The organism is Abyssibacter profundi (assembly GCF_003151135.1).
GTDB classification, from domain to species: domain Bacteria; phylum Pseudomonadota; class Gammaproteobacteria; order Nevskiales; family OUC007; genus Abyssibacter; species Abyssibacter profundi.
In genome coordinates, this window is the sequence record NZ_QEQK01000006.1 from 25,692 (window position 1) to 46,978 (window position 21,287).

The 21,287-nt window shown below is 63.3% G+C and carries 30 protein-coding genes and 1 tRNA gene; 16 read left to right on the forward strand and 15 right to left on the reverse strand.

Annotated features, from left to right (window positions below):
• Nucleotides 1–10 precede the first annotated feature (10 nt).
• From nrdR to DEH80_RS07795, 8 genes are read left to right on the forward strand one after another with little or no spacing between them, the layout of a single operon-like run.
• Nucleotides 11–517 carry a transcriptional regulator NrdR gene (gene nrdR / locus DEH80_RS07760; protein ID WP_109719932.1) on the forward strand — a complete coding sequence of 169 codons (507 nt, stop codon included), beginning with the start codon at nt 11–13 and terminating at the stop codon, nt 515–517.
• A gap of 18 nt (nt 518–535) precedes the next feature.
• A complete protein-coding gene (gene ribD, locus DEH80_RS07765; RefSeq protein WP_330408663.1) occupies nt 536–1,663 on the forward strand; it encodes a bifunctional diaminohydroxyphosphoribosylaminopyrimidine deaminase/5-amino-6-(5-phosphoribosylamino)uracil reductase RibD in 1,128 nt (375 codons plus the stop codon).
• Nucleotides 1,648–2,256 carry a riboflavin synthase gene (locus DEH80_RS07770; protein WP_109719934.1) on the forward strand — a complete coding sequence of 203 codons (609 nt, stop codon included), beginning with the start codon at nt 1,648–1,650 and terminating at the stop codon, nt 2,254–2,256. Before ribD ends, DEH80_RS07770 begins: the two co-directional genes overlap by 16 nt.
• Complete coding sequence (gene ribB / locus DEH80_RS07775; protein WP_109719935.1) at nt 2,253–3,350, forward strand: 3,4-dihydroxy-2-butanone-4-phosphate synthase; 1,098 nt, start codon at nt 2,253–2,255, stop codon at nt 3,348–3,350. Before DEH80_RS07770 ends, ribB begins: the two co-directional genes overlap by 4 nt.
• Nucleotides 3,340–3,858 (forward strand): 6,7-dimethyl-8-ribityllumazine synthase, encoded by a 519-nt coding sequence (ribH, locus tag DEH80_RS07780; RefSeq protein ID WP_109719936.1) that lies wholly within the window; start codon nt 3,340–3,342, stop codon nt 3,856–3,858. The genes ribB and ribH overlap by 11 nt, the downstream gene beginning before the upstream one ends.
• On the forward strand, nt 3,855–4,322 hold the full coding sequence (gene nusB, locus DEH80_RS07785; RefSeq protein ID WP_165831359.1) for a transcription antitermination factor NusB: 468 nt from the start codon (nt 3,855–3,857) through the stop codon (nt 4,320–4,322). Before ribH ends, nusB begins: the two co-directional genes overlap by 4 nt.
• Entirely contained in the window at nt 4,319–5,266 is a 948-nt protein-coding gene (gene thiL / locus DEH80_RS07790; RefSeq protein ID WP_165831360.1) for a thiamine-phosphate kinase, read from the forward strand. Before nusB ends, thiL begins: the two co-directional genes overlap by 4 nt.
• Before the next feature lie 19 nt (nt 5,267–5,285).
• Nucleotides 5,286–5,819 (forward strand): phosphatidylglycerophosphatase A family protein, encoded by a 534-nt coding sequence (locus DEH80_RS07795; protein WP_109719939.1) that lies wholly within the window; start codon nt 5,286–5,288, stop codon nt 5,817–5,819.
• On the opposite strand, the gene DEH80_RS07800 is transcribed toward DEH80_RS07795, so the two are convergent.
• A complete protein-coding gene (locus tag DEH80_RS07800) occupies nt 5,753–6,661 on the reverse strand; it encodes a sterol desaturase family protein (protein WP_109719940.1) in 909 nt (302 codons plus the stop codon). The genes DEH80_RS07795 and DEH80_RS07800 overlap by 67 nt on opposite strands.
• Nucleotides 6,662–6,710: 49 nt before the next feature.
• Entirely contained in the window at nt 6,711–7,136 is a 426-nt protein-coding gene (locus DEH80_RS07805) for an SRPBCC family protein (RefSeq protein WP_109719941.1), read from the reverse strand.
• A 119-nt stretch (nt 7,137–7,255) separates the two neighbouring features.
• Between DEH80_RS07805 and DEH80_RS07810 the strand changes: the two genes are divergently transcribed.
• From DEH80_RS07810 to DEH80_RS07820, 3 genes are read left to right on the forward strand one after another with little or no spacing between them, the layout of a single operon-like run.
• Nucleotides 7,256–8,287, forward strand: coding sequence for an AraC family transcriptional regulator (locus DEH80_RS07810; protein WP_109719942.1), 1,032 nt, complete (start codon nt 7,256–7,258; stop codon nt 8,285–8,287).
• Between the two features lie 56 nt (nt 8,288–8,343).
• Nucleotides 8,344–9,942, forward strand: coding sequence for an ATP-binding protein (locus DEH80_RS07815; RefSeq protein ID WP_133249157.1), 1,599 nt, complete (start codon nt 8,344–8,346; stop codon nt 9,940–9,942).
• Nucleotides 9,942–10,928, forward strand: coding sequence for a DUF3369 domain-containing protein (locus tag DEH80_RS07820; RefSeq protein ID WP_109719944.1), 987 nt, complete (start codon nt 9,942–9,944; stop codon nt 10,926–10,928). Before DEH80_RS07815 ends, DEH80_RS07820 begins: the two co-directional genes overlap by 1 nt.
• Here the strand turns inward: DEH80_RS07820 and folD are convergent.
• Nucleotides 10,925–11,788, reverse strand: a complete 864-nt coding sequence (gene folD / locus DEH80_RS07825) for a bifunctional methylenetetrahydrofolate dehydrogenase/methenyltetrahydrofolate cyclohydrolase FolD (RefSeq protein WP_109719945.1) — start codon at nt 11,786–11,788, stop codon at nt 10,925–10,927. The two genes, DEH80_RS07820 and folD, sit on opposite strands and share 4 nt — an antisense overlap.
• 253 nt (nt 11,789–12,041) lie before the next feature.
• Between folD and DEH80_RS07830 the strand changes: the two genes are divergently transcribed.
• Nucleotides 12,042–12,118 (forward strand) — tRNA-Pro (locus DEH80_RS07830).
• A gap of 53 nt (nt 12,119–12,171) precedes the next feature.
• Here DEH80_RS07830 and DEH80_RS07835 read toward each other — a convergent pair.
• The 3 genes from DEH80_RS07835 to xisR are packed head-to-tail and all read right to left on the reverse strand — an operon-like array spanning nt 12,172 to nt 14,107.
• Nucleotides 12,172–12,813, reverse strand: a complete 642-nt coding sequence (locus DEH80_RS07835) for a hypothetical protein (RefSeq protein ID WP_109719946.1) — start codon at nt 12,811–12,813, stop codon at nt 12,172–12,174.
• Nucleotides 12,810–13,934, reverse strand: coding sequence for an Arm DNA-binding domain-containing protein (locus DEH80_RS07840; protein WP_109719947.1), 1,125 nt, complete (start codon nt 13,932–13,934; stop codon nt 12,810–12,812). The genes DEH80_RS07835 and DEH80_RS07840 overlap by 4 nt, the downstream gene beginning before the upstream one ends.
• Nucleotides 13,889–14,107 carry an excisionase family protein gene (xisR, locus tag DEH80_RS17150; RefSeq protein WP_133249158.1) on the reverse strand — a complete coding sequence of 73 codons (219 nt, stop codon included), beginning with the start codon at nt 14,105–14,107 and terminating at the stop codon, nt 13,889–13,891. Before xisR ends, DEH80_RS07840 begins: the two co-directional genes overlap by 46 nt.
• A gap of 89 nt (nt 14,108–14,196) precedes the next feature.
• Here xisR and DEH80_RS07845 point away from each other — a divergent pair, with 89 nt between their 5' ends.
• Nucleotides 14,197–14,520 carry a hypothetical protein gene (locus DEH80_RS07845; protein ID WP_165831361.1) on the forward strand — a complete coding sequence of 108 codons (324 nt, stop codon included), beginning with the start codon at nt 14,197–14,199 and terminating at the stop codon, nt 14,518–14,520.
• An 86-nt stretch (nt 14,521–14,606) separates the two neighbouring features.
• Here the strand turns inward: DEH80_RS07845 and DEH80_RS07850 are convergent, their stop codons facing one another.
• On the reverse strand, nt 14,607–15,188 hold the full coding sequence (locus DEH80_RS07850; protein ID WP_109719949.1) for a KilA-N domain-containing protein: 582 nt from the start codon (nt 15,186–15,188) through the stop codon (nt 14,607–14,609).
• A 316-nt stretch (nt 15,189–15,504) separates the two neighbouring features.
• Complete coding sequence (locus tag DEH80_RS07855) at nt 15,505–17,019, reverse strand: ParB/RepB/Spo0J family partition protein (protein ID WP_109719950.1); 1,515 nt, start codon at nt 17,017–17,019, stop codon at nt 15,505–15,507.
• A gap of 74 nt (nt 17,020–17,093) precedes the next feature.
• Here DEH80_RS07855 and DEH80_RS07860 point away from each other — a divergent pair, with 74 nt between their 5' ends.
• Nucleotides 17,094–17,375 (forward strand): toxin-antitoxin system TumE family protein, encoded by a 282-nt coding sequence (locus DEH80_RS07860; protein WP_109719951.1) that lies wholly within the window; start codon nt 17,094–17,096, stop codon nt 17,373–17,375.
• 1 nt (nt 17,376) lies between these two features.
• Nucleotides 17,377–17,727 carry an HVO_A0114 family putative DNA-binding protein gene (locus DEH80_RS07865; protein WP_109719952.1) on the forward strand — a complete coding sequence of 117 codons (351 nt, stop codon included), beginning with the start codon at nt 17,377–17,379 and terminating at the stop codon, nt 17,725–17,727.
• A gap of 4 nt (nt 17,728–17,731) precedes the next feature.
• On the opposite strand, the gene DEH80_RS07870 is transcribed toward DEH80_RS07865, so the two are convergent.
• The 5 genes from DEH80_RS07870 to DEH80_RS07890 are packed head-to-tail and all read right to left on the reverse strand — an operon-like array spanning nt 17,732 to nt 19,041.
• Nucleotides 17,732–18,040: a hypothetical protein gene (locus DEH80_RS07870; protein WP_109719953.1), complete on the reverse strand. Its 309-nt coding sequence runs from the start codon at nt 18,038–18,040 to the stop codon at nt 17,732–17,734.
• Nucleotides 18,037–18,240: a hypothetical protein gene (locus tag DEH80_RS07875; RefSeq protein ID WP_109719954.1), complete on the reverse strand. Its 204-nt coding sequence runs from the start codon at nt 18,238–18,240 to the stop codon at nt 18,037–18,039. The genes DEH80_RS07870 and DEH80_RS07875 overlap by 4 nt, the downstream gene beginning before the upstream one ends.
• Nucleotides 18,237–18,515: a hypothetical protein gene (locus DEH80_RS07880; protein ID WP_109719955.1), complete on the reverse strand. Its 279-nt coding sequence runs from the start codon at nt 18,513–18,515 to the stop codon at nt 18,237–18,239. The genes DEH80_RS07875 and DEH80_RS07880 overlap by 4 nt, the downstream gene beginning before the upstream one ends.
• Entirely contained in the window at nt 18,512–18,763 is a 252-nt protein-coding gene (locus DEH80_RS07885; protein WP_109719956.1) for a hypothetical protein, read from the reverse strand. Before DEH80_RS07885 ends, DEH80_RS07880 begins: the two co-directional genes overlap by 4 nt.
• Entirely contained in the window at nt 18,760–19,041 is a 282-nt protein-coding gene (locus tag DEH80_RS07890) for a hypothetical protein (protein ID WP_109719957.1), read from the reverse strand. Before DEH80_RS07890 ends, DEH80_RS07885 begins: the two co-directional genes overlap by 4 nt.
• Nucleotides 19,042–19,376: 335 nt before the next feature.
• Between DEH80_RS07890 and DEH80_RS07895 the strand changes: the two genes are divergently transcribed.
• Nucleotides 19,377–19,991 (forward strand): BRCT domain-containing protein, encoded by a 615-nt coding sequence (locus DEH80_RS07895; RefSeq protein ID WP_109719958.1) that lies wholly within the window; start codon nt 19,377–19,379, stop codon nt 19,989–19,991.
• An 11-nt stretch (nt 19,992–20,002) separates the two neighbouring features.
• Here DEH80_RS07895 and DEH80_RS07900 read toward each other — a convergent pair whose 3' ends face one another.
• Both DEH80_RS07900 and DEH80_RS07905 read right to left on the reverse strand, forming a co-directional pair.
• On the reverse strand, nt 20,003–20,458 hold the full coding sequence (locus DEH80_RS07900; protein ID WP_109719959.1) for a hypothetical protein: 456 nt from the start codon (nt 20,456–20,458) through the stop codon (nt 20,003–20,005).
• Between the two features lie 99 nt (nt 20,459–20,557).
• Nucleotides 20,558–21,088 carry a S24 family peptidase gene (locus tag DEH80_RS07905; protein WP_165831362.1) on the reverse strand — a complete coding sequence of 177 codons (531 nt, stop codon included), beginning with the start codon at nt 21,086–21,088 and terminating at the stop codon, nt 20,558–20,560.
• Between the last annotated feature and the right edge of the window lie 199 nt (nt 21,089–21,287).

The following is a 21,287-nucleotide window of genomic DNA, read 5'->3' on the forward strand; positions in this document are numbered from 1 at the left end:
GCCGCCTCAGGTGCTTTGTCCCTTCTGCGGAGCCCGTGACACGCGGGTGGTCGACAGCCGGGTCATGGCGGAGGAAGCGCAGGTCCGCCGCCGTCGCGAGTGTGGCGATTGTGGCGGGCGCTTCACCACCTTCGAGGTGGCCGAGCTAAAGATGCCGCGCATCGTCAAGCGCGACGGCAAGCCCGAACCGTTCAGCGAGCCCAAGCTACGCCGTGGCATGGAGCGGGCGTTGTACAAGCGCCCGGTCAGCGTCGAGCAAATCGAGGCGGCCATCGCCCAGATCAAACGCAAGCTGGTCGCGATTAGCGACCGGGACATCGATGCCGGTGTTGTCGGCAACCTGGTCATGGACGCGCTGCGCGAGCTGGATCATGTGGCCTATGTGCGTTTTGCCTCGGTGTACCGCGACTTTGAGGATGTCGAGGCCTTCCGCGCCGAGATCGAGCGACTGCAAGCCGAACCCGACCCCGCGGAAGTGCGACGCCAGCAACTGTCGCTCATCTCCGGCGAGCGCTGACGCGCGGATTCGCAACGGGTGCAAGACTCAGCCGCGTGTGACGAACACTGGATGGCCCTGGCCATTCAGCACGCAGACGTCGGGCGTTACACCGCGCATCCCAACCCACGCGTCGGCTGTGTGCTGGTGCAGGGCGATCAATGCGTGGGTGCCGGCGGGCATCGTGCGGCGGGCGAACCCCATGCCGAACGGATGGCGCTGGCGGCGGCCGGCTCCCAAGCTGCAGGTGCCACGGCTTACGTCACGCTGGAACCTTGCAGCCATTTCGGTCGGACACCGCCCTGCGTGGATGGTCTGATCGAGGCGGGTGTGTCGCGAGTGGTCTACGCTTGCGAAGACCCCAATCCCCGGACGCGGGGACGTGCGCGGGGCCGCCTGGAGCAAGCGGGTATTGGCGTGACGACCGGGGTGCTGGCCGAGGCCGCGCGGCGACTCAATCCGGGGTTCTTTCAACGATTCGACGCGGGCCGCCCCTGGGTGAGGCTCAAGCTGGCGATGAGTCTGGACGGGCGGACGGCCATGGCCAGCGGCGAGAGCCAGTGGATTACGGGTGAGGCCGCCCGGCTGGATGTCCATCGGATGCGCGCCGAGGCCAGCGCCATTGCGACCGGCGTGGAAACCGTGCTGGCGGATAACCCGCGGTTGACGGCACGTGGCATCGACACCGATCGCCAGCCCACGCGGGTGGTGTTCGACAGCCGCTACCGCACGCCCGCCGATGCGGCCGTCTGCGCCGGCGATGCACCGGTCTTGCTGCTCGGCGCTGCAGGCGCCCATGCCGCCGCTGCATACCCGGAACATGTCGAGTGCCTGGCCGTGCCGGGCGAGGGCGAGCAAGTGGACCTGGGCCATGCCCTGCAAATGCTGGCCGGTCGGGATGTGCACGAGCTGTTCGTCGAGTGCGGGGCGACCCTGGCGGGCGCGCTGGTCGCGGCGAATCTGGTCGATGAGCTGGTGATTTACATGGCGCCACGGCTGCTGGGCAATGGTGCGCGCGGCTTGGTTGAGTTACCGGGCCTGGAGCATCTCGCCCAGACGCCGATGCTGGAGATTGTCGATGTTCGCAAGCTGGGCGCCGACTGGCGTATGATCGCGCGCCCTGTTATGCCTGCACAGGCGCATCCGAAAGCATGTTCACCGGTCTGATCGAGGCCACCGGCGAGGTGGTCGATTACACACGCCAGCATGGCGGCGATGTGCGGATGCGTGTCCGCACGCCTGCTGGCTACACCGAGGGCCTGCGGGCGGGAGACAGCGTGGCCTGCTCGGGCGCGTGCATGACCGCGCTGGACATCGACGCCGAGGGCTTCTCGGCGGATGTCTCGAATGAGTCGCTGCAGGTCACCACCCTGGGCGACTGGGCGGTGGGCTCACGCTTGAATCTCGAACGCTCGCTCACGCTGACCAAGCCGCTAGGCGGCCATCTGGTACAGGGGCATGTGGATGGTGTGGCGACGATTGTCGCGCTGGCAGGTGATGCCAGCAGCCGGCGTGTGCGCCTGCAGGCGCCGAACACCCTGGCCCGATTCATCGCGCCCAAGGGCTCCGTGGCGCTCGATGGCGTCAGCCTGACGGTCAACGAGGTCGAGGGCGACGAATTTGGAGTCAACTTGATTCCCCACACCTGGGAGGTGACGACGCTGGAGCACTGGCAGGTCGGTGCGCGCGTCAATCTCGAGGTGGACCTGATGGCGCGCTACGCGCAGCGCCTGCTTGAAACGACTGGACAATCGGCATGACAGATTCGATCGAAGACATCATTGACGAAATCCGCGCCGGCCGCATGGTCGTGATGATGGATGACGAGGACCGCGAGAACGAGGGCGATCTCATCGTCGCGGCAGAAAGCATTACACCGGAGCAGGTCGCGTTCATCGTGCGCCACTCCAGCGGCATCATCTGCACGCCCATGTCTTCGGATCGGGTCGAGGCGCTGCGCCTGCCACAAATGGTCCCGGAGAACACCGAGTCGCACCGCACGGCGTTTACCGTGTCGGTGGATTACCGGCACGGGACGACAACGGGCATCTCCGCAGCAGACCGCGCCACGACCATTCGCGCGCTGGCCGATCCCGAATCCCATGAGCGCGATTTCAACCGCCCGGGGCATATCTTCCCGCTGCGCGCGGACAAGGGCGGCGTGCTGAGCCGGGCCGGGCATACCGAGGCGACCGTCGATTTAATGCGCTTGGCCGGTAAGCGGCCTTGTGGCGTGATCTGCGAGATCGTCAATGATGACGGCACCATGAAGCGGGCGCCGGAACTGCATGAATTCGCCAAGGAACATGGTCTGAAGATCGGCACCATCGCCGATTTGATTCGCTACCGCCTGGCCAATGAGCGCACGATTTCGCGCGTCGCCTCTCAGCAGGTCGAAACCCCGCACGGGCCATTCAATCTGGTGGTCTACGAGGACCAGATCGACAATTGTCTGCATCTGGCGATGGTGCGCGGCACCCCGTCGGCAGACCGGCCGACGCTCGTGCGTGTGCATGTGCGCAACACCTTGGCGGATCTGCTCAAAATCCAGCACGCCAGCTTTGGCTGGCCGCTGGACAGCGCGCTCAAGCGCATTGCCGAGGAGGGCGAGGGGGTGGTCGTGATTCTTCGGACCCCCGAAACCCCGGCGGAGATGGTCTCGCGCATCGCCGGGCTGGCGCATCCCGAGCCTCAGGGCGAGCGTGAGGCGACCGACCAGGAGCTTCGCACCTACGGTCTGGGCGCCCAGATTCTATCCAACCTGGGCGTGCGCAAGATGCGCGTCCTGTCGGCACCCAAGCGGTTGTCGGCTATTTCAGGATTCGACTTGGAGGTCATCGACTATGTCCAGTGATCATCGCGCTCGCAGCAAGACCACGCGGGCTGATTTCGGCGTGCCCGTCATCACCCTGGACCAGGACGTCTCCGACGCCCGTATCGGCATTATCGCCACCAGCTGGGCCGTGGACATCATCGACAAGCTGGTCGAAGGTGCTGTCGAGGCCCTGCACGAGGCCGGCATTTCGTCGTCGGCCATGCGCTTTGTCCGCGTGCCGGGTGCCTTTGAGGTCCCCCATGCCGCCGACGGCATGGCGGGCACCGGACGGTTTCACGGCTTGATCGCGCTGGGCGCCGTGGTACGGGGCGACACACCCCATTTCGATTTCGTCGCGGGCGAATGCGCGCGTGGCGTGCAGGACGTGGCCATTAAGCGCGAGCTGCCGATTGGCTTTGGCGTACTCACCGTCGACAACATCGAGCAGGCCGAGGCGCGGGCGACCCCGGAGAACAACAAGGGACGCGAGGCCGCTGAAGCCATGCTCGACATGATGCGCTTTGATCGGGCGATGCGATTGCTGTGAGCGAACAACCCACCAAGCCAGCCCGCAAGCCTCGCCCGAATCGTCGCCACTGGACCCGGCGCCTATTGGTTCAGGCGCTTTATCAATGGCGTCTGGCCGATGCCGAGTTGACCACGCTACTGGCCGAGTACCGCTTGGCCGAGGACATGCGCAGCGCCGATCCGGAGTGGTTTGCCGAGGCGTTGCGCGGGATTATCCATGCCGCCGGCCCGCTGGCCAGCCAGGTCTCCGAACATCTCGACCGCCCCTGGGGGCAGATCGATCCGGTGGAGCAGGGCATTTTGCTGCTGGGCACCTACGAGCTGACGCAGGATTTCGGAACCCCGTACCGCGTCATCATCACCGAAGGTGTGGAACTGGCCCGACTATTCGGCGCCCAGGACAGTCACCGCTATATCAATGGCGTACTCGACCGCGTTGCGCGTCAGGCCCGTGCGGTGGAGGTCAAGGCTGCAAAACGGTGACGGGTGAGTTCGAACTCATCGCCCGCCATTTCAAGCGTCCCGCCCGTTCGGCTGAGGTTCGCATCGGCATTGGCGATGACGCCGCCGCGCTGACGCCCGCGCCCGGCGCGACCTTGCTCGTAACCACCGATACGCTGGTGGTCGGACGACATTTTCGCCCGGACGTGCCCGCCGATGCCTTGGGCTGGAAAGCGGCGATGGTGAATCTCAGCGATCTGGCGGCCATGGGTGGCACGCCGCGCTGGCTGACGCTGGCGCTGACGCTGCCCGAGGCCGATGACGCCTGGGTGGCTGCTTTTGCTGACGGGTTTCGGGCGGCAGCCGAGCAGGTTGAGGCCGAACTGGTTGGGGGGGACATCACCCGCGGGCCGTTGACCATTGGCGTGACGGCCCTGGGCGAAACCCTAGATGCCCCATTGACTCGAGGCGCCGCGCAGGCCGGAGATCAGCTCTGGCTAACCGGTACGACCGGTCAGGCCGCCGCTGCGGTGGCCGGGCTCGCTGCGGGGGTTACACCCGATGCCTCCTTGCTCACCCGGCTGGACCGCCCTCAGGCGCGCTGTGCGGCCGGGCGGGCAGCGCGGGGGCTGGCGCATGCTGCCATCGATGTCTCGGATGGGGTGCTGGCTGATCTGGACCACCTGCTAAAGGCATCAAGGCTTGGCGCACGACTGGACGCCGATGCCTTGCGCCCGACCGCTGCCATGCAGGCGCTGGCCGATTCATTGGGCGAGGCGCCGGCGCCTTGGATCTGGACCGGTGGCGATGACTATGAGCTGCTGGTCGCTGTGCCGCCCGAGCGTGCCCAGACGCTGGCGTCGATCTGGGCCGAGCAGGGCCTGGCGCCCCTGTGCATCGGTGAACTGGTCGATGCGCCTGGCCTGCAGTGGCAGGGCGACGCGCCGACAATCGATCCCGTATCCTCCGGCTTTCGCCATTTCTAATCCGGTCCGAGCGCTCGACATGACTCCACGTCCGCCTAATCGACTCATTCTGACGACGCCCGTGCACTTCTGGGCGTTCGGATTCGGCAGCGGTCTGGCGCCGGTTGCGCCCGGGACCTTCGGCAGCCTGGTCGGGCTGCTGTTGTACGGGGTGATCGGCTGGTTGCCGCGCGAGCTGTACTGGGCCGTGGTGGTGCTGGCGTTTCTCTTCGGGCTTTATATCTGCGGTGCCAGTGCCCGGCTGCTAAAAGTGCATGACGAGCCGGGCATTGTTTGGGATGAGATCGTCGGCCTGTGGCTGGCGCTCATCCCGCTCAATATGGCGATTCCGCAGATGGTTGCGCCCATGCCGGTCTGGGTGTGGGCGGTGATCACGTTCATCTGGTTCCGCTTTTTCGACATCCTCAAGCCCTGGCCAATTCGTTGGGTCGACCGCCACGTTGGTGGCGGGACCGGCATTGTGCTGGACGATGTGCTGGCGGGCGTCTACGCGGGTTTGTTCACGGTGCTAACGGGCTGGCCCATTGCCTGGGTCTTCGCCTGGCTGGGCTGAGTCTGCAGCGAATCCGCCTCCCAGTCGGGATGGCCCCATAGATACCGCAGGCGCTCACCGAGGCGCAGTCCCGGCTGGGTGGCCTGCCGCAGCATGTAGCGCCATTCCTGAAAGGTCAGCGTGATCGGGTTATGCGTGCGGATCTGACGGCGGGTGATGCCGTATTCGCAGGGGTCATCCTCACGCTCCTCGACAAACGTGCCGAACAGCCGGTCCCAGATGATCAACACACCGCCAAAGTTCCGGTCGACGTAGCGGTCGTTACGCGCATGGTGTACCCGGTGATGCGAGGGCGTGTTGAAGATGAACTCGACCCAGGCCGGCAGTTTCCGCACGGCTTCGGTGTGCACGAAGAACTGGTAGGCGAGGTTGATGCCCACGACCAGCACCACCCACTGCGGTTCGAAGCCGATCCAGGCCAGCGGTAGCCAGAACACCCACATCCCGGAGATGGGGTAGGTGAGGCTTTGGCGGAACGCCGTGGACAGATTCAGCCGCTCCGAGGAATGATGGGTGACATGCGAGGCCCACATCCAGCGCATGCCGTGGCTCACCCGGTGGAACCAGTAGTAGAAAAAGTCCTGACCAATGAACAGGGCCGCAACCACCCAGGGACCCATGTCCAGGTCCAGCAGCCGGAACTGATAAACGACCGTGTAAAGACCGAGCAGTACGACCCAGGCCAGTCCATCGGCGACCTGATGCATGCCGGCCAGGGTCATGTTCGACAGGGTGTCGCGCCAGGTGTACTGCGCCACTCCACGGCGTCTCCAGTACAGGGCCTCCCACAGCATGCAACCGTAGAAGATGGGGGCCAGGGCCAGCAGAATCAGTGATTCCATCGTGTGTCTCCGTATGGCAGCTGTTCGTCCGGCCCCGGCGATTGTTCGCCTAGGCCAGTGACCGGGCGTAGCGGCTGAGACCCTTACGAATCGCGGCCTCGAGCTGCTTGCGGATCAGTCCGCCCGTGAAGGGCAGGCGCCCGTCGAACAGGATTTCGTAATGCAGGCGGCAGCCGTCGCTGGTGTCTTCGAACAGCATGATGCCGCGGTGGTTCTTGATAGGGGCCTTGGAGGTCACCGTGTATTCCATGCGGGCCGGGGGCTCGTGGCGGACCACGGTTTCCTCGAAGGACAGGGGCCCGATGGACACCTTGCGCACGGAGTGCACCCCATTGGGCGCGTCGTCGCCGTCCTTGATGCGCTCCATCTTGGCGCCGAGAATCGGGCCTACCTTGTTGTGGTCGGTGAGATGGGCAAACACGGCATCACGCGACGCTGGAAAATCCTGGGTGATGGCAATCCGCTGCTTGGGCATGGTGTCTCCTTGTTGATTGGAATGATGGCTAAACATAGCCCGAACGTCTTGACCGTGCGCGCCGAGGCCTTTGCCGATGGCGCCATGGACCGGCGGATTCGGCCCGGGAGCGGTCAATAATGGGCTCCGTGGCCGTCAGCTATGTGCAATCGGTGCTGGACTATGTGGAGCAGGCCGGCGGTGACGTGCCGGCGTTGTTGTCGCAGGTGGGCCTGTCTGCCCAGGCCTTGGCCCCGACGGCCGACCGGGTGCCCGGTGCGGTGTTCGCGCGTCTGTTTGATGCGGCGGCTGCGCAGTTGCGGCGACCCGATCTTGGGTTGGCTGTGGGCTCGGCCATCCGGCCAGGACACTACGGGGTGCTTGGCTATGTCGTCATGAGCTGCGACACCCTGGGCGACGCATTGACACGCCATCTGCGCTACCAGCGCCTGGTGGCCGATATCGGTGAGGCCAGCCTGACCCCTCTGCCTGACGGGCAGCTGCGGTTGACCTGGGCGACGCAGCGTCCACCGACGCGACAACTGGCCGAGCACAATCTGGCGGGCTGGGTGAGCTATGCACGGTGGATTACCGGCGAGGACCTCTCGCCCACGCGCGTGCTGCTGCCCCATCCGGCGCCCGATGATCAGCAGGCGCACGCCGCGTTATTCCAATGCCCGGTTCACTTTGATGCCGGTGTCACCGCGCTGGAGTTTCCGGCCCACTATCTGGATTTGCGCATGGCCCAGGCCGACCCCGGGTTGCGCGAACAAATGGACCGCTACGCGCAGCGGCTGCTCACCGAGTATGCGCAGTCCCGCCGCGCGGAGGGCCGTTTGCGACACTGGCTGCGCCGGCATTTAGCGGCCGGTGACGCACAGCTGGTCACGGCCGCCGCCGCGCTGAATGTGGCGCCGCGCACGCTGCAGCGCCGCCTGGCGACCGAGGGCTGGACGTTCAATCGCTTGGTGGATGACACCCGACGCACGCTTGCGCTGGAATTGTTTGCTGAACCCGGGATGACAGGCGCCGAGTTGGCGTTCATGCTTGGGTTCTCGGACCAGACCGCATTCAATCGTGCGTTTCGCCGCTGGTTCGACATGACGCCGGGTGAGGCGCGAAGCCAGCCTGAACGCCTGCTCGCGTCCATTGAATCGCTACAATCCGACTGAGGTCGAGCGCCAGCGTAGCGCCGGCCGCCAATGGCGAGAGTAATTTGAGTAACGACGTGACAGCGTTTGAGACAACTGCCGACAATGGCCCCATGCGCCTGTTGCTGGTCGAGGACTCCAAGTTTGATGCCCGCCTGATCGAAACTTTCTTGTCGATGGCGGACTTTCCCCGTGGCCTGGATATGAGTCACGTGGTCCGGCTGTCCGAGGCGCGGGCACACCTCGCCGAGCACTCCGTGGATTGTGTCCTGCTGGATCTGGGACTGCCAGATGGCGAGGGCCTGGCCAATATTGCCGCCATTACCGAAGTCGCGCCGGAAACGGCCATCATCGTGCTGACCGGCCTCAAGAACGACACCATTGCCACCACGGCATTGCAGCAGGGTGCCCAGGACTACATCGTCAAGGGTGACTACGAAGATGGCGATGCGCTGCTGCGCACTATTCGCTATGCCATCGAACGCCGGTCGAAAGAAGTCAAGGAGTCGCAGGCGGTACGCCGGGCCTCCGAAGATCTGGTGCGCAGCATTGTGGCGGCGGTGCCCGATGGTCTGGTCACCGTGCGCGACGGTGGCGTCATCGAGACCGTGAACCCGGCCATGGTTCGGATGTTCGGCTACGAGGCCAGCGAACTCGTCGGCATGAACATCGTCGATCTGAGCGCCGAACACCGGCGTTCGACTGTCCGCAACCTGATCGACGGTATGCTGGCCGGCACGCTAGGTGACTCGGATCGAGGCGATCGGGAAGGCGTTGGGCTGCGTAAGTCGGGCGAGGAGTTTCCGCTGGAGGTCTCGATCGGGCGGATGCTGTCCGATGGCGAGCCCATGCTGGTGTGTGCGATTCGCGATATCACCGAACGCAAGCGCGCAGAGGAAAGCCTGGAAGCCGCGCGAGAACAATTGCTGGTGTCGGAAAAGCTGGCCTCGCTGGGCGGGCTGGTGGCGGGTGTGGCGCATGAAATCAACACGCCCATCGGCATTGGCGTGACGGCTGCCAGTCATTTGCAGGAACAGACCACTGACCTCCAGGAGGCGATGCTGGCTGGTGGACTCCGGCGGTCGCAGTTGGATGCCTATCTCAAGACCGCCACCGACAGCGCGGGCATTCTGCTCAGCAACCTGCGCCGCGCCGCCGAACTGATTCAAGGTTTCAAGCAAGTCGCCGTTGACCAGTCCAGTGATGAATTGCGGAGCTTCGAAGTCAGGCCCTATCTGGAAGACGTGCTGCTATCGCTGGCGCCGAACCTGCGCAAGACGCCGCATACGCTGGATTTCGAATGCGAGGAGGGCTTGATTCTCTCTGGTCATCCTGGCAACTGGTCGCAAATTGTGACGAATCTGGTCATGAATGCGCTGTTGCATGCATTCGACGACGACAGGCCGGGCCGAATGAGCTTGTCGGTCGCGCGCAACGGAGATCGTGTTTTGATGACATTTGCCGACGATGGGCGCGGAATCCCTGCAGATCAGGTCAAACAGATCTTTGATCCATTCTTCACCACGCGTCGCGGTCAAGGCGGCAGCGGACTTGGACTGCATATTGTTTATAACCTTGCCACGCAGGCCATGGACGGACGCGTGAGCTGCGAAAGCACCCCGGGACAGGGGACTCGCTTCGCGTTTGATTTTCCATACGTTCCTGGGGCGCCGTGATGGACGACGATCTCGTATTTGCAGACGACGACGAAGGGCTGGAGAGCAATGGCGAGGCCTTGCGCTGGCCGCTGCTCATCGTCGACGACGAAGAAGAAGTTCATGCGGTCACAAAGCTGGCGCTCAGCGGTTTCGAATTTGCCGGACGCGGTTTGGAATTCGTGTCGGCGCACTCGGCATCCGAAGCCCGCGAAGTGCTGCGCGAGCGCCGCGATATTGCGGTCATCCTGCTGGACGTGGTCATGGAGACGGACCATGCCGGTCTGGAGGTGGCCGATTTCGTGCGGAACGTGATCGAAAATCGCTTCGCTCGCATCGTGCTGCGCACCGGCCAGCCGGGGCAGGCCCCCGAGCGCGAGGTCATCCGCCGCTATGACATTAACGACTACAAGGAAAAGACCGAGCTGACAGCCAAGAAGCTGTTCACGGTGGTCTATACCGCCTTGCGGTCATACCGTGACCTGCTAGCGCTGGAGGCGAATCGCCGCGGGTTGCTGCAGGTGGTGCAGGCGTCGGCCAACCTGTTTCGAACCGAATCCGTGGAGCAGTTTGTTCAGGGCGTGCTGGAGCAGGTCGCCGCGCTGATCTACGAATCGGCCGACATGCTGTATGTCAGCTCCAGTATCGCGACGGTTCGGGAAGGGACGAATGAGCGCATCGTTGCTGCAACAGGCCGATTTACCGACATGATCGGTCAGAACCCGCGCGAATCCTTGGCGCATTTCGACTATCACAACTTAACGCTGGCATTGCGCAAACAGCGCAACATCGTCACGCCCGACCATTTTTCGGGTTACTTCGAATCGACGGGCGGCGGCCAGCACCTGTTGTACGTGTCGGGGCCGGCGACGATGTCACGCCCCGATCAGGAATTGATCGATATGTTCCTGCGCAGCGTTGCGCTGGCCTATGAGGCCATGCTGAATCGGATTAATACCGAAAAGGCTGGGGCGTCAGACGACAGCGCTGAGTCTGAATCGGACTAGTCGCCCGGCGACGCTCGCCGCTGCATTTCGAATGCGGTGAGCGTGTTGGCCATGAGCATGGCCACGGTCATCGGCCCCACACCGCCTGGCACCGGTGTAATCCACGCGGCGCGCTCCCTTGCAGCGTCGAACTCCACGTCGCCGACGAGCTTGCCGTCGTCACGGCGATTGATGCCCACATCGATGACCACGGCGCCCGGTTTGATCCACTCGCCGCGCACCAGGCCGGGTTTGCCCGCTGCGGCGATCACCAGGTCACCCCGCGCGACCTCTTCATCCAGACGCTCGGTGAAACGATGGGTGACGGTGACGGTGGCACCGGCCAGCAGCAGTTCCATGGCCATGGGGCGACCGACAATATTCGACGCCCCGACGATCACCGCGCGCTTGCCGCGCACGTCCAATCCGCTTTCCTCCAACAGCGTCATGACACCCAGTGGGGTGCAGGGGCGCAGCGCAGGAATGCGTTGGGCCAGACGGCCGATGTTGTAGGGATGAAAGCCATCGACATCCTTCGCAGGATGGATGCGCTCGATAATGGCCGTCGGGTCGATGTGCGCGGGCAGGGGCAACTGCACGAGGATGCCGTTGACCGAATCGTCGGCGTTCAGCCTGTCGATGTGCGCGAGCAACGCTTCCTGTGTGGTGTCAGCGGGAAGGTCCAGTCCCACCGAGCCAAAGTTGAGCTTCTCGCAGGTACGTCGCTTGGAGCCGACATAGGTTTGCGAGGCCGGGTCGGCGCCCACCAGGACCACGGCGAGGCAGGGGCGGTCGTTCTCGGCGCGCGATGCCAGTGCGTTTCGAACGCGATCCAGCACGCGGTCGGCAATCGCGCGTCCGTCTATGAGTTGGGCTGTCATGCAGTCGGCAGGGGCTGATGGTGCAGCCAAAATTGTCGCATGCCCGTGGTGGCCGCGGCTATCTACCATGCCGCGATTCGACCCATCCCCAGACGGGCTGACCGATTGCCGGACGAACCTGCTACAATCCGCCGCCCGCGACGCCGGTACGGAGTCGATCCAGCCGCCGCGGGCCTGGAGCCTACCCATCAGTGGCCGGATCCAGATCGTTCACGAAGGGGTGTGTGGAATACCGCCTGTTTGTGGTCACCGTCGGGGCGTAGCGCAGCCTGGTAGCGCATCTGCTTTGGGAGCAGAGGGTCGGGGGTTCAAATCCCTCCGCCCCGACCATTTTTTCAATGACTTGGAGTGGCTGGGGGCAAAGCGGGGGCAATGTGCTCCGCTCAGTGCCTCAAATGCCTCTTCGTGAGAGTGCCAATTTCGGCGATCGCCGCTTCGACATCTCTAGCGAACTGATCATCCACAGCCTCGGTCTCCGTCTCAGGCACAGTCACACCCCAAAGCCGTATCCGTCTGTTCGCATCTTGTTGCTCCCTAGTACGCAGGGCGACTGCATTTTCCGGCGCGAGCGATGAGAGATACTGCGAGATCGCGTCACGCAGTTGAAACACACGGCGTCTCATAGCAGCTGCAGCACGTACGCATTCGTGACCCCAAAGGGCTTCGCATTCCACAGCTATAGAGTTGAACTCGGCGAAAGCTTCTTGAACCGGCTCCCATCTGTTTCGGTAGGCATGAGTGTAGCGTTCAAAATTTCGTCGGCGCTCTTCCGCCCCTGCTGTCGGATAGTCTCCAGGGGGAAACTCCGAGACCGCGAACACCGGATGTCTGCATGTTTCAATTGCACCTTTGAGCCTAAACGTAGCCAGGTTAAGCTTTCTTGCGGCCTCAAAGTGAGCTTGGCCCGCGATCTCCGTGCGCCAAGTACTTAATCCGCAAAGCGCAGCGACTGCGGTCATGAAGGCGGCGAGACCGACGATGATGTCGCTGATGACAGCTACATGTTCGGCCAGCTCTACGCTCATGCGTTCTTCTCGGCGGCAAGGAACGTCTCAACTTTTTCCATCTGCGCATCTCCATCCTGCCCCTCGATCCACGTCGCATAGACCTCAAAGAACACCTTGAGTGAGTGACCCATTTGCCTGGCCATCCAGGCGGGATTGGCGCCAGCCATGAGGCCGACCGTGGCGTAGGTGTGACGTGCGTTGTACGCGGGGCGATGTCGGATGCCCAGTGCCTTCAATGCGCGGGTGAACGCTTTGCGCGGGGCTTTGTCGTCCTTGATGGGCTCGCCGGTGCCGGGGTGCAGAAACACGTGGTCGCCGGCGAGGTAGGTGCTGGCTTTCTGGCGTTCCAGCGCCGCCCGGGCTCGGGAGTTGAGGCGCACGTCGCGGACCTTGTTGGTTTTGGTTGCCTTGTCCTCGTGGGCCACATGCGCCCGTTCGATGCGGACCCGGTCGTTGAACAGATCGGCTTGCGGCCACCGTAGTGCGATGGCTTCACTGGGCCGCAGTCCTGAGTGGAACACCAGGTCGAAGTAGTTGTGCCACCCTGGCTCATGTTGCTCGAGGTATTCCAGGATCGCCGTCGCTTCCGCCTGGCTGAAGGGATCAGGTAGCGGTTTCTGCGGTTTGCTGAGTTTCAGCTTTGCACAGGGATTGGCGTCGATTAGCTCGGCCTCAATGGCGTGATCGAAGATCAGGCGGAGGCAGCTGATGACATTGTAGGCGCGCTTGGCTCCCCATTTTTTTGTGGCCACGACGCGTTTGATATCCAGTGTGGTGATGCTCTGGATCGGTCGGCCTCGGAATTCAGGCAACCAGGTGTAGTCGAGGAATCGGCGGTAGCCCAAGCGTGTGGACTTGGCCACGTGCGTGTGCAGTTCGTACCAGTCTTCGGCCACTGACTCGAAGAGGTCGGTCTTGTCCTCGATGGCGGCATCGTCGCCCTCAGGAAAGAACGTGGACCATCGGAACGTACCGGCCGCTATTGCTCGGAGGATCTCAGCGCGCAAACGCTCGGCGCCGTTGATGTTGGTCTTTGTGGGCGGCAGGTCCAGGCTGCGACGGCGGCGGCGCCCATCGAGCATGAAGACGATTCTTAGTCGCCCGCGGTGGATCTCGATGCCGGCAGGGAGTTTGCCCATTTGTTGTATCCCCGGATGCTGTAGAGCACGTTTTTCCCATCGTAGCGGTATTGCTCACCCGCGCGCCAAACACCGCGCTCTCGCTTCCGCTGCATGGCCTTGACGGTCAAACCCGTGAGCTGCTCCAGCTTATGCGGTGTCACCCAGTCAATCGTCGGTGCTTCGCCAGTCACCTCCCACCTCCTCGGAGATCATTTTCAGCGTGTCCGGTTTTGTTGCTGCAGTCCGTTATCAGCGGAGAGAGAACTGCATGGAGCGATTGATGGCTGAGTTCACACGACGGATCGGGGATCACTGGCGTTGCACGATCGAGGACTTGGGTGACTGGACGGACTACGCGGCGCGACTCCCGGACGTGGGCTGCATCGTTGAATTGCACACTGAAGACGGTGAGCGAGTCTTCTTTGAAGCCGAGCAGCTGGACGGCGAGCGCTTCTACGGGCGCGTGCTGGAGATCACAGACGCTCGCAATGATGAGGCACAACTCAACCGTTGCAGGGTTCAGCCGGTGGAGCTCGACCAGCGCCTGTGGGCGGCTGCGGACGCGATCATGGCGGTTACTTGGCCTAGTAGGGCGTGCGCGTAGTGATGACGTCGTATCCCGAACGACCGGCCCTGCGCCGGAACTCTCTGGTGTGCTCAGCGCTGCCCGGCAGGTCCTGCTAAACGCGATCATTTATGGCGCTCCGCGAATCGTGCGATGGCTGCCAGCAGCCGAACGCATTCGTTTTGGATGGCCAGTAGCTGATCCGCGCTCACGCGCGTGCTTGAGTGAAGGTGGTCTGGCAGGGTGTCCCATGAGCAGATGAATTCATCATCTCCCAGCATGGTGCTGTGCTGCTTGCCCTCGTGATCCAGCGAAGTCAGCACGCGCAGGCTAAGCATGTCGGGCGGTTTGACGATGTGGTCGGCGGGCGCGGATTGGGCGGCTTGCGGTGCGTGCTGCTGCAGCGCGTCAAACGCGCGGATCACGTGCAGGTGAAACTTGGGGCTGATCCACATCGCGTAGGCGTAGACCAGTTCTTTGCAGGCGTACGTGCCGGCCCCGTGACCACCGCGCTTGGTAGCGATGGGGGCAGACGCCAAATCTGGCGTTTGCTCTACTTCCTTAATCAGGTCCTGCGTTTCTCGGTTGCGAATCCAACGGTTAGGGGTATTCCGTTCAGCGCCGCCGCTGGCCCGATGCAGGTCATTGAGAGAGAAGCGCCCGTCGCGGGCGCGAATGGTGCGTTCACCGATGGTGAGCTGTGTCATGGCGACTCCTAGTCGAGTTCTGAGAACTCGCGGAGCCGCTACTACACAGCCCCGCGAGGTGGCCGGGAGGTTAGTAGCCGTGACTAGACGGTGGACTTCTTTCGCGCGAACGCGTGTTGTATCCGTCGCCCTCCCGGCCATAGTCGGACTAATCCGAATGCCGGGCACAAAAAAACCGCGTAGCTGTCGGGCGCGGGTGCCGCTAGTCATGGAGCTACTACACTCCGTACGGCAAGCCTGCGCCGGCGCGCGCTGGGTTGTCAAGCACGGCGCCATGCGCCGTCTAACAACGGCATGGAGCTCGGCGCAAGCCTCGTTACACACTTCGCGTTCCATTCTGATCGCCTCCCTCATGCCGAGCGTTTCCTAACGCTTCATCACCAAGCAGCGCGAGCCCGATGAAGTAGTGCGCGTCCTCGCGCCGTTTTTTGGTGACGTCGCCGGCCTGCATTTGCCTTGAGAACTCTGCTTGGTCGCAGGCCCGGTTCCCGGTGGCCTGGCACCAGTCCAGCCAGGCGTCGTAGGCGTCTGCGATGCGAGTAGATCCAGCCGGCGATAGCTCGCAGCGCTCGGCGATGAAGGTGCCGATGGCTTCGTCCAGCGTCATGCAGACGTCGGGTTGCGCATGCGCAACGGCCACGGCGGGCTCATCATCGATGGCGAGGCGGCCGGTGGGGTGCGCTTTGAGCCACTCAACGATGGTGTCGAGCTGCTGGCCTGAAAGCTCCAGCTCCTTGAATCCGTCTACCTGCCAGCCCGGCGCGGTCACGCCTACGTGCGCTAGGGCACCGATCAGTCGCGCGAGCTGCTCCGTGGTGGTGACGCTTGCCCGGAAGTTGCGCGTGAGCGCGTTCCAGTCGGGCACAGGTTTCGCCGCGTTGCCGTGCGGCACAAAGTCAGTGCTGAACAGTTGACCGGTGGTCAAAGCGCAGTAGCTGTGCTCGTCCGCCGGCATGCACAGTTGCTGCCGAATCTGCCGCAGCGTGGCGTTCATCTGTTCGCGCAGAGGGCGTAGCTGCTCGTTGGCCTGTCGCCTGGCCCTGTCGGAATCTTGCTCGGCCTGGGACTTGTTGCTCTGCTGGGGGCGATGCTCCCAGCGCTCGCCGACGAGCACGTAGTCAGGGTCCGCCGCATTGCGTGCGTGTTCCTCCTCGGCGGCCTTGGCACGCTCACGTGCTCGCTGCAGGCATTCGCGGAACCCTGCGCGGTCCAGCGTGTAGGGCGCTTTCCAATCGTGTCGGACCTGCTCGCCGCGTATCTGTTTGATGGCGTTGACAGCCAGGCTCTTGAACTCGGCATGCAGCGCATCGAGCGCGTCGGCCGCATCCACATCGGTGATGAGGCCGTCGGCCACGAGCTGGCGGATGGGCTCGGCCATGCGGGCGATCTTCGCTCTTCGGCTCACCCAGGTCTTGGACTTGCCCAGCATCGCGGCTACACCACCTACGCCGAGCGGCGATCCGGTGTTCCCGGGCATTTCCACCAGCTCGCTGATGCCCTGGACCAGCTCGGCCGTGGAGAGGTTTTCGCGCTGGAGATTTTCGACGATCTGGATCGCGGCCAGGCCGGCCCGGTTTGTCGATTCGATCACCGCAGCTTCGATGGTCGGCCAGCCCAGCAGTTTGTGCGCGCGATAGCGGCGCTCGCCGGCCACAATCAGGTAGTGGTCTGCGCCGTCGGTGTTGGACTGAGGGTCCAGCCGGACGGTGATCGGCTGAATCAGGCCATTCAGGAGAATGCTGTCTGCCAGCTCCCGGATGTTCTCCTCGTCGAAGTGCTTGCGCGGCTGGTTTGGATCAGGCCGGATGTGGTCGAGCGGGATCTGGGTCATGCGGCTATCTCCGCTTGTCGGGGCGTGTGTTGTCTCCGTTGACAACAAATACCAGTGTTGTCATAATTGACAACATGAAAGCCGAAGCCGTCATCAACCGCCGCATCACTCTCAGCGCCAACGCGTTCGCAGAGGTGGTGATCTGGAAGCTGGCGACTCCGGTGCCGGGCTCGGACCATCTGTTCAAGTTCCGGCTGGCGTACGTGATGGATGGCGCCTGCGTGCTGCGCTTCGATAACGAGGCCGGCAAGGGCGGGCACATTCACGAGCACGGTGAGGAACGCGACTACGCGTTCACCTCGCCCGAGCAGCTGCTCATCGATTTCTTCGCAGCCATCGACAACCTGGAGGGCTGATATGGCAACGCTGACCCTGACCGTGCAGACCACGGAGCAATTCAAGGCGAGCGCGCTGTCGGCGTTGAACGCCGGTGGTGATGGCGGCGATGCGGTGCATGCCTTTGCCAGCGCGGAGCTGCTGTTTGACCTGCTCACCACCAACCGGCTGGGCGTGCTGCGTGCCTTGTGCGGCGTAGGCGCTATCGGGCTGCGCGAGCTGGCTCGGCGCGTGGAGCGTGATCCCACAGGGGTGCTGCGGGATGTCAAGGCACTCACCGATGCCGGGGTGCTGCGACGAAGTGAGGACGGCAAGGTCTCGCTGGGCTTCGACGCCGTACACGTGGATTGCACGCTGGAGGCTGCGGCGTAGGGCATCACGCCACGCTCTCCTTATCCAGGGGGAGTTCGCCTGGATGTTCGAGGTAGCGGGCATCGGGTGCCGCTGTGGCGTGTAGCTGGCCCTTGTCCAGCTGGTACACGCAGTGATTGTGGGTGCAGGCTTGCACGCCCAAGGTGCGCATGCGCGCGCGGATGGCCGAGTGCAGGGTTTTTGCCTGGTCGGCGCTGCGCCGCGCCTGAATGGCGACCGCGTCTGCGTGTTCGGCGTCAGCCTGTGCTTGGCGCTGCATGCGCACCCAAGCGTCAATGAGGTCCGGGAGTTCAGCTTGCTCGGGATTGATCATGATTGCTCCGGGTGGTCGCCGGCGATCGCGGCGGTGGCCACGGCCTCCAGCTGGTAGCGCGGCAGGGTGACGGTCACCAGATCGTCTCGGCTGTCGGTGAGCGAGACAGCCTGCGAGATTTGTTCGATGGCCCGGCGCACGGGCAGGCAAGCTGCAGGCGGGGCGCCGGCGGGCAGGGGGAATAGAGCGGTCTGTTTCATTCGTTGGACCCCGCCTGCGTGACTGGGACGATGCCGGTGGCCGCTGGATACTTGAGTTGGGCCTCGGCACGGCTCGCCGCGTAGGTGTTGATGGCGCGCCCGTCGACCAACACGCAGAACAGCTGCTCCTGTGCTGCCCGGCGGTTGTTGTAGGCGCGGCGCAGGGTGTCTGCCGCTGCGTGCAGGCCTTGAGCCTGGAGCAGCCGCCGCGCCATGCGGGCGCGGAATGCGCCGGCGCTGTGGGGCTCGATTGAGAACAAGGGTTGGCCGATCATCGGATGACCTCCGCTGTGAGTTTCAGCCGTCGGCCGTCCGGCATTCGGACGAGCCGTTGCTCGCTGTTACGGGTGTGGCGGCGATCCATCACATCGCCGCCAGCGTTGGAGAGTTCGATGGCTGCCCTCTCGACACTGAGGAGCAACAAGTTGCGGGTATGGCCCTCGCACAGGCGGCCTGCGGGGTGTTGCGCATGCGCAACAGTGCCCGGGGCCGGGTAGGGCTCATCGACGCGGTCGCGGGTCATGCGTGGCTCTCCGGCAGAAGGACGCGGAGGAACTGACCAGACGGCGTGATCGCGCGTGCAGCCCCCGGGCGTTGCTCATCCAACAGCTCATCCAGATAGTCGATCTGCTGTCGGGCCCACTCGGCATCGGCCCGGGCTGCGTGCAGCTCCGCTCGCAGTGATTCGTTCTCTTCAATGAGGCGGGTAAGTTCGGCTCGCAGTTGCATTGCGGCCTGCGCGTCGAGCTTGCGGCGGAACCGCGTGAGGGCGGCGCTAGGATGGCTGGAGCGGCCGTTCATGACCGCACCCCGGGTGCTACCATCAAAAGTGCTATGACTGAGAGAGCAAAACCTGAAAAAGACCAGCCACCCCTTGCATGGCCGGTACCAGAGATTTTTCGCAAGGTGGTTAGGCGTGGTGAATTTCGGGTTGGCGACACCTTGCATTCACAAGCGTCTGCATACGCTGACTGGCCACCGACTGAAGGCCTGTCTGTGCAGGTTGTCGAGGCGAATGGGGAACAATTGACGCTGCGTGTGCTCCGTTGGCCGGCCGCAGATTCGTCCCTCGTGGTGGTCACCCGTGAGCAGCTTGCTGCTACGATCAGTGAAGGGGTTGAACTGCCGGGGGTGGAATGAGTGACTCGGATTGGCGACGCGCTGTAGAGCCGGACTACGTCAAAGACGCAGAAATCAATGAGTTGATCGGGCTGTGCAAAGGCGTGTTGGCCGACGGCACTCTGGTGCAGGAAGAGGCTGAATTCCTGCTGGGCTGGCTCGATGGCCGCTTCCAAGCATCGGTTAGCTGGGAAGGGCGGATCATCCACGACAGACTGCGAGCGATGCTTGCCGATGGTGAGCTGGACGCAGACGAGCAGCGCGAGTTGATGGAATTGCTCGCCGACTTCACTCGCGTAGATGAGGCCCACGAGAGTAATTTGCCGACTTGGTTGCCGCTGACTCGACCGGAACCAGAGCTGCTCATACCTGGCAGTGCGTTCTGCCTGACGGGCACCTTTTCGTACGGCCCGCGCAAGCGTGTAGTGGCCTGCATCGAAAAGGCGGGCGGCCAGTACAAGTCGGGCTTTTCCGCACAGGTGGATGTGCTGGTGATCGGTGATCTGTGCACGCCGGCGTGGGTTCACGCCACCTACGGCCGGAAGATTGAAGCGGCCGCGACCGCAAGAGACGAGGGGCACCACGTGCTGATCGTCAGAGAATCGCACCTGTTCAACTCGTTGCCTGAATGACGTTGCGCGGCTCATGCCTGGGCCGCCTTCATCTGCTTGTGCCAGCGGCAGTCGGAGAGGAACAGCCAGTCGCGGACGGCGATATCGAGGCTGGGGAACGCCCGCCGGTACTCGCCGAATGACATCGACATCCAGTCGTCGCCCGCATGCTTGGCGCGTAGGCGGTCGATGTCGTCGAGGGTCGAGCGCTGGACGAACAGAAGGCCGTCCGGCGCCAGCGTGAGCAGGTCGCCGTCCTTCAGCTCCACTGTGTATTCAGCGGGAATTCCGGCCTGAAACCGCCCGCCGGTGATCGTGCACGGCACCCACGGGCTCAGGTCCATGTCCAGCAGTTCGGGCTTGTGCGCGAACTTCGGCGTGGTGCGCAGTTGCGTGGCTGCGGTGTGGACGGTAACGGGTACGAAACCCGTGTGGCCGATTAGGGCCTCAAGCGTGGGGCTGAGGGGTGCTGCGAGTTCGTGTTGCATGTTCGGCGCTCAACAAAATGTTGAGTTCGAACATAAACGCCACGTTTCCTTAAGTCAACAATATGTTTTGTTTTGGCGGGCGGCCTGATAGACGGTTGACTACCAGGCGCGTCCGCTAAATACCACGACGCCTTTGATGAATACGTTCTCATCAGCTGGGATGATTGGGTCGGGGTACCTGTCATTCACGGCGTGAAGGGTTCCATTGCCGTTCTGATCGAGTTTGAGCTGCTTGAAGGTCGTCCGGTCGCTTGTGGCCAAACGGGCGACAACAAAATCATTGTGGCGAGGGCTGCGCTCGGGATCGACAAAGATGATGTCCCCATCGCTGAACGTAGGCCACATACTTTCTCCAACCACACGCAGGGCATAAGTATGAGGGCCGCTTCGAGTTGGATTCGGGAGCCATTCCTCTGCTTCACCAGGCGAATAGGGGTCAAAGGTTGGCTCCCAGTCACCGGCCTGAGTCCAGCTTATGAGTGGAACGTCATCGCCTCGCGTGGGGGCTTGCTCCAGCGATGAGTCTAGAGGGTATTCGAGCGCATCTTCACGATCGCCATACTTGGCAGCCTCAGGGTCACCATCTAGCCATTCATAGCTGACTCCGAAGTGTTCCTTTACGCGGTACATCTCGGACTTGGCAACTCCGCGACGAGTCCAGTTGTTAATAACGGGCACTTCGAGGCCTAGCGCCTCGGCCAGTCTGACTTGTCCACCCCTTCCCCCCAGGAGCTCCCGGAAGCGAGAGGCGCGTAACTCTGCACGGTTCATAAACGAAGTGTTTAGTTCACTGCGCGGCAAGTCAAAACAAAATGTTGACTAACCATGA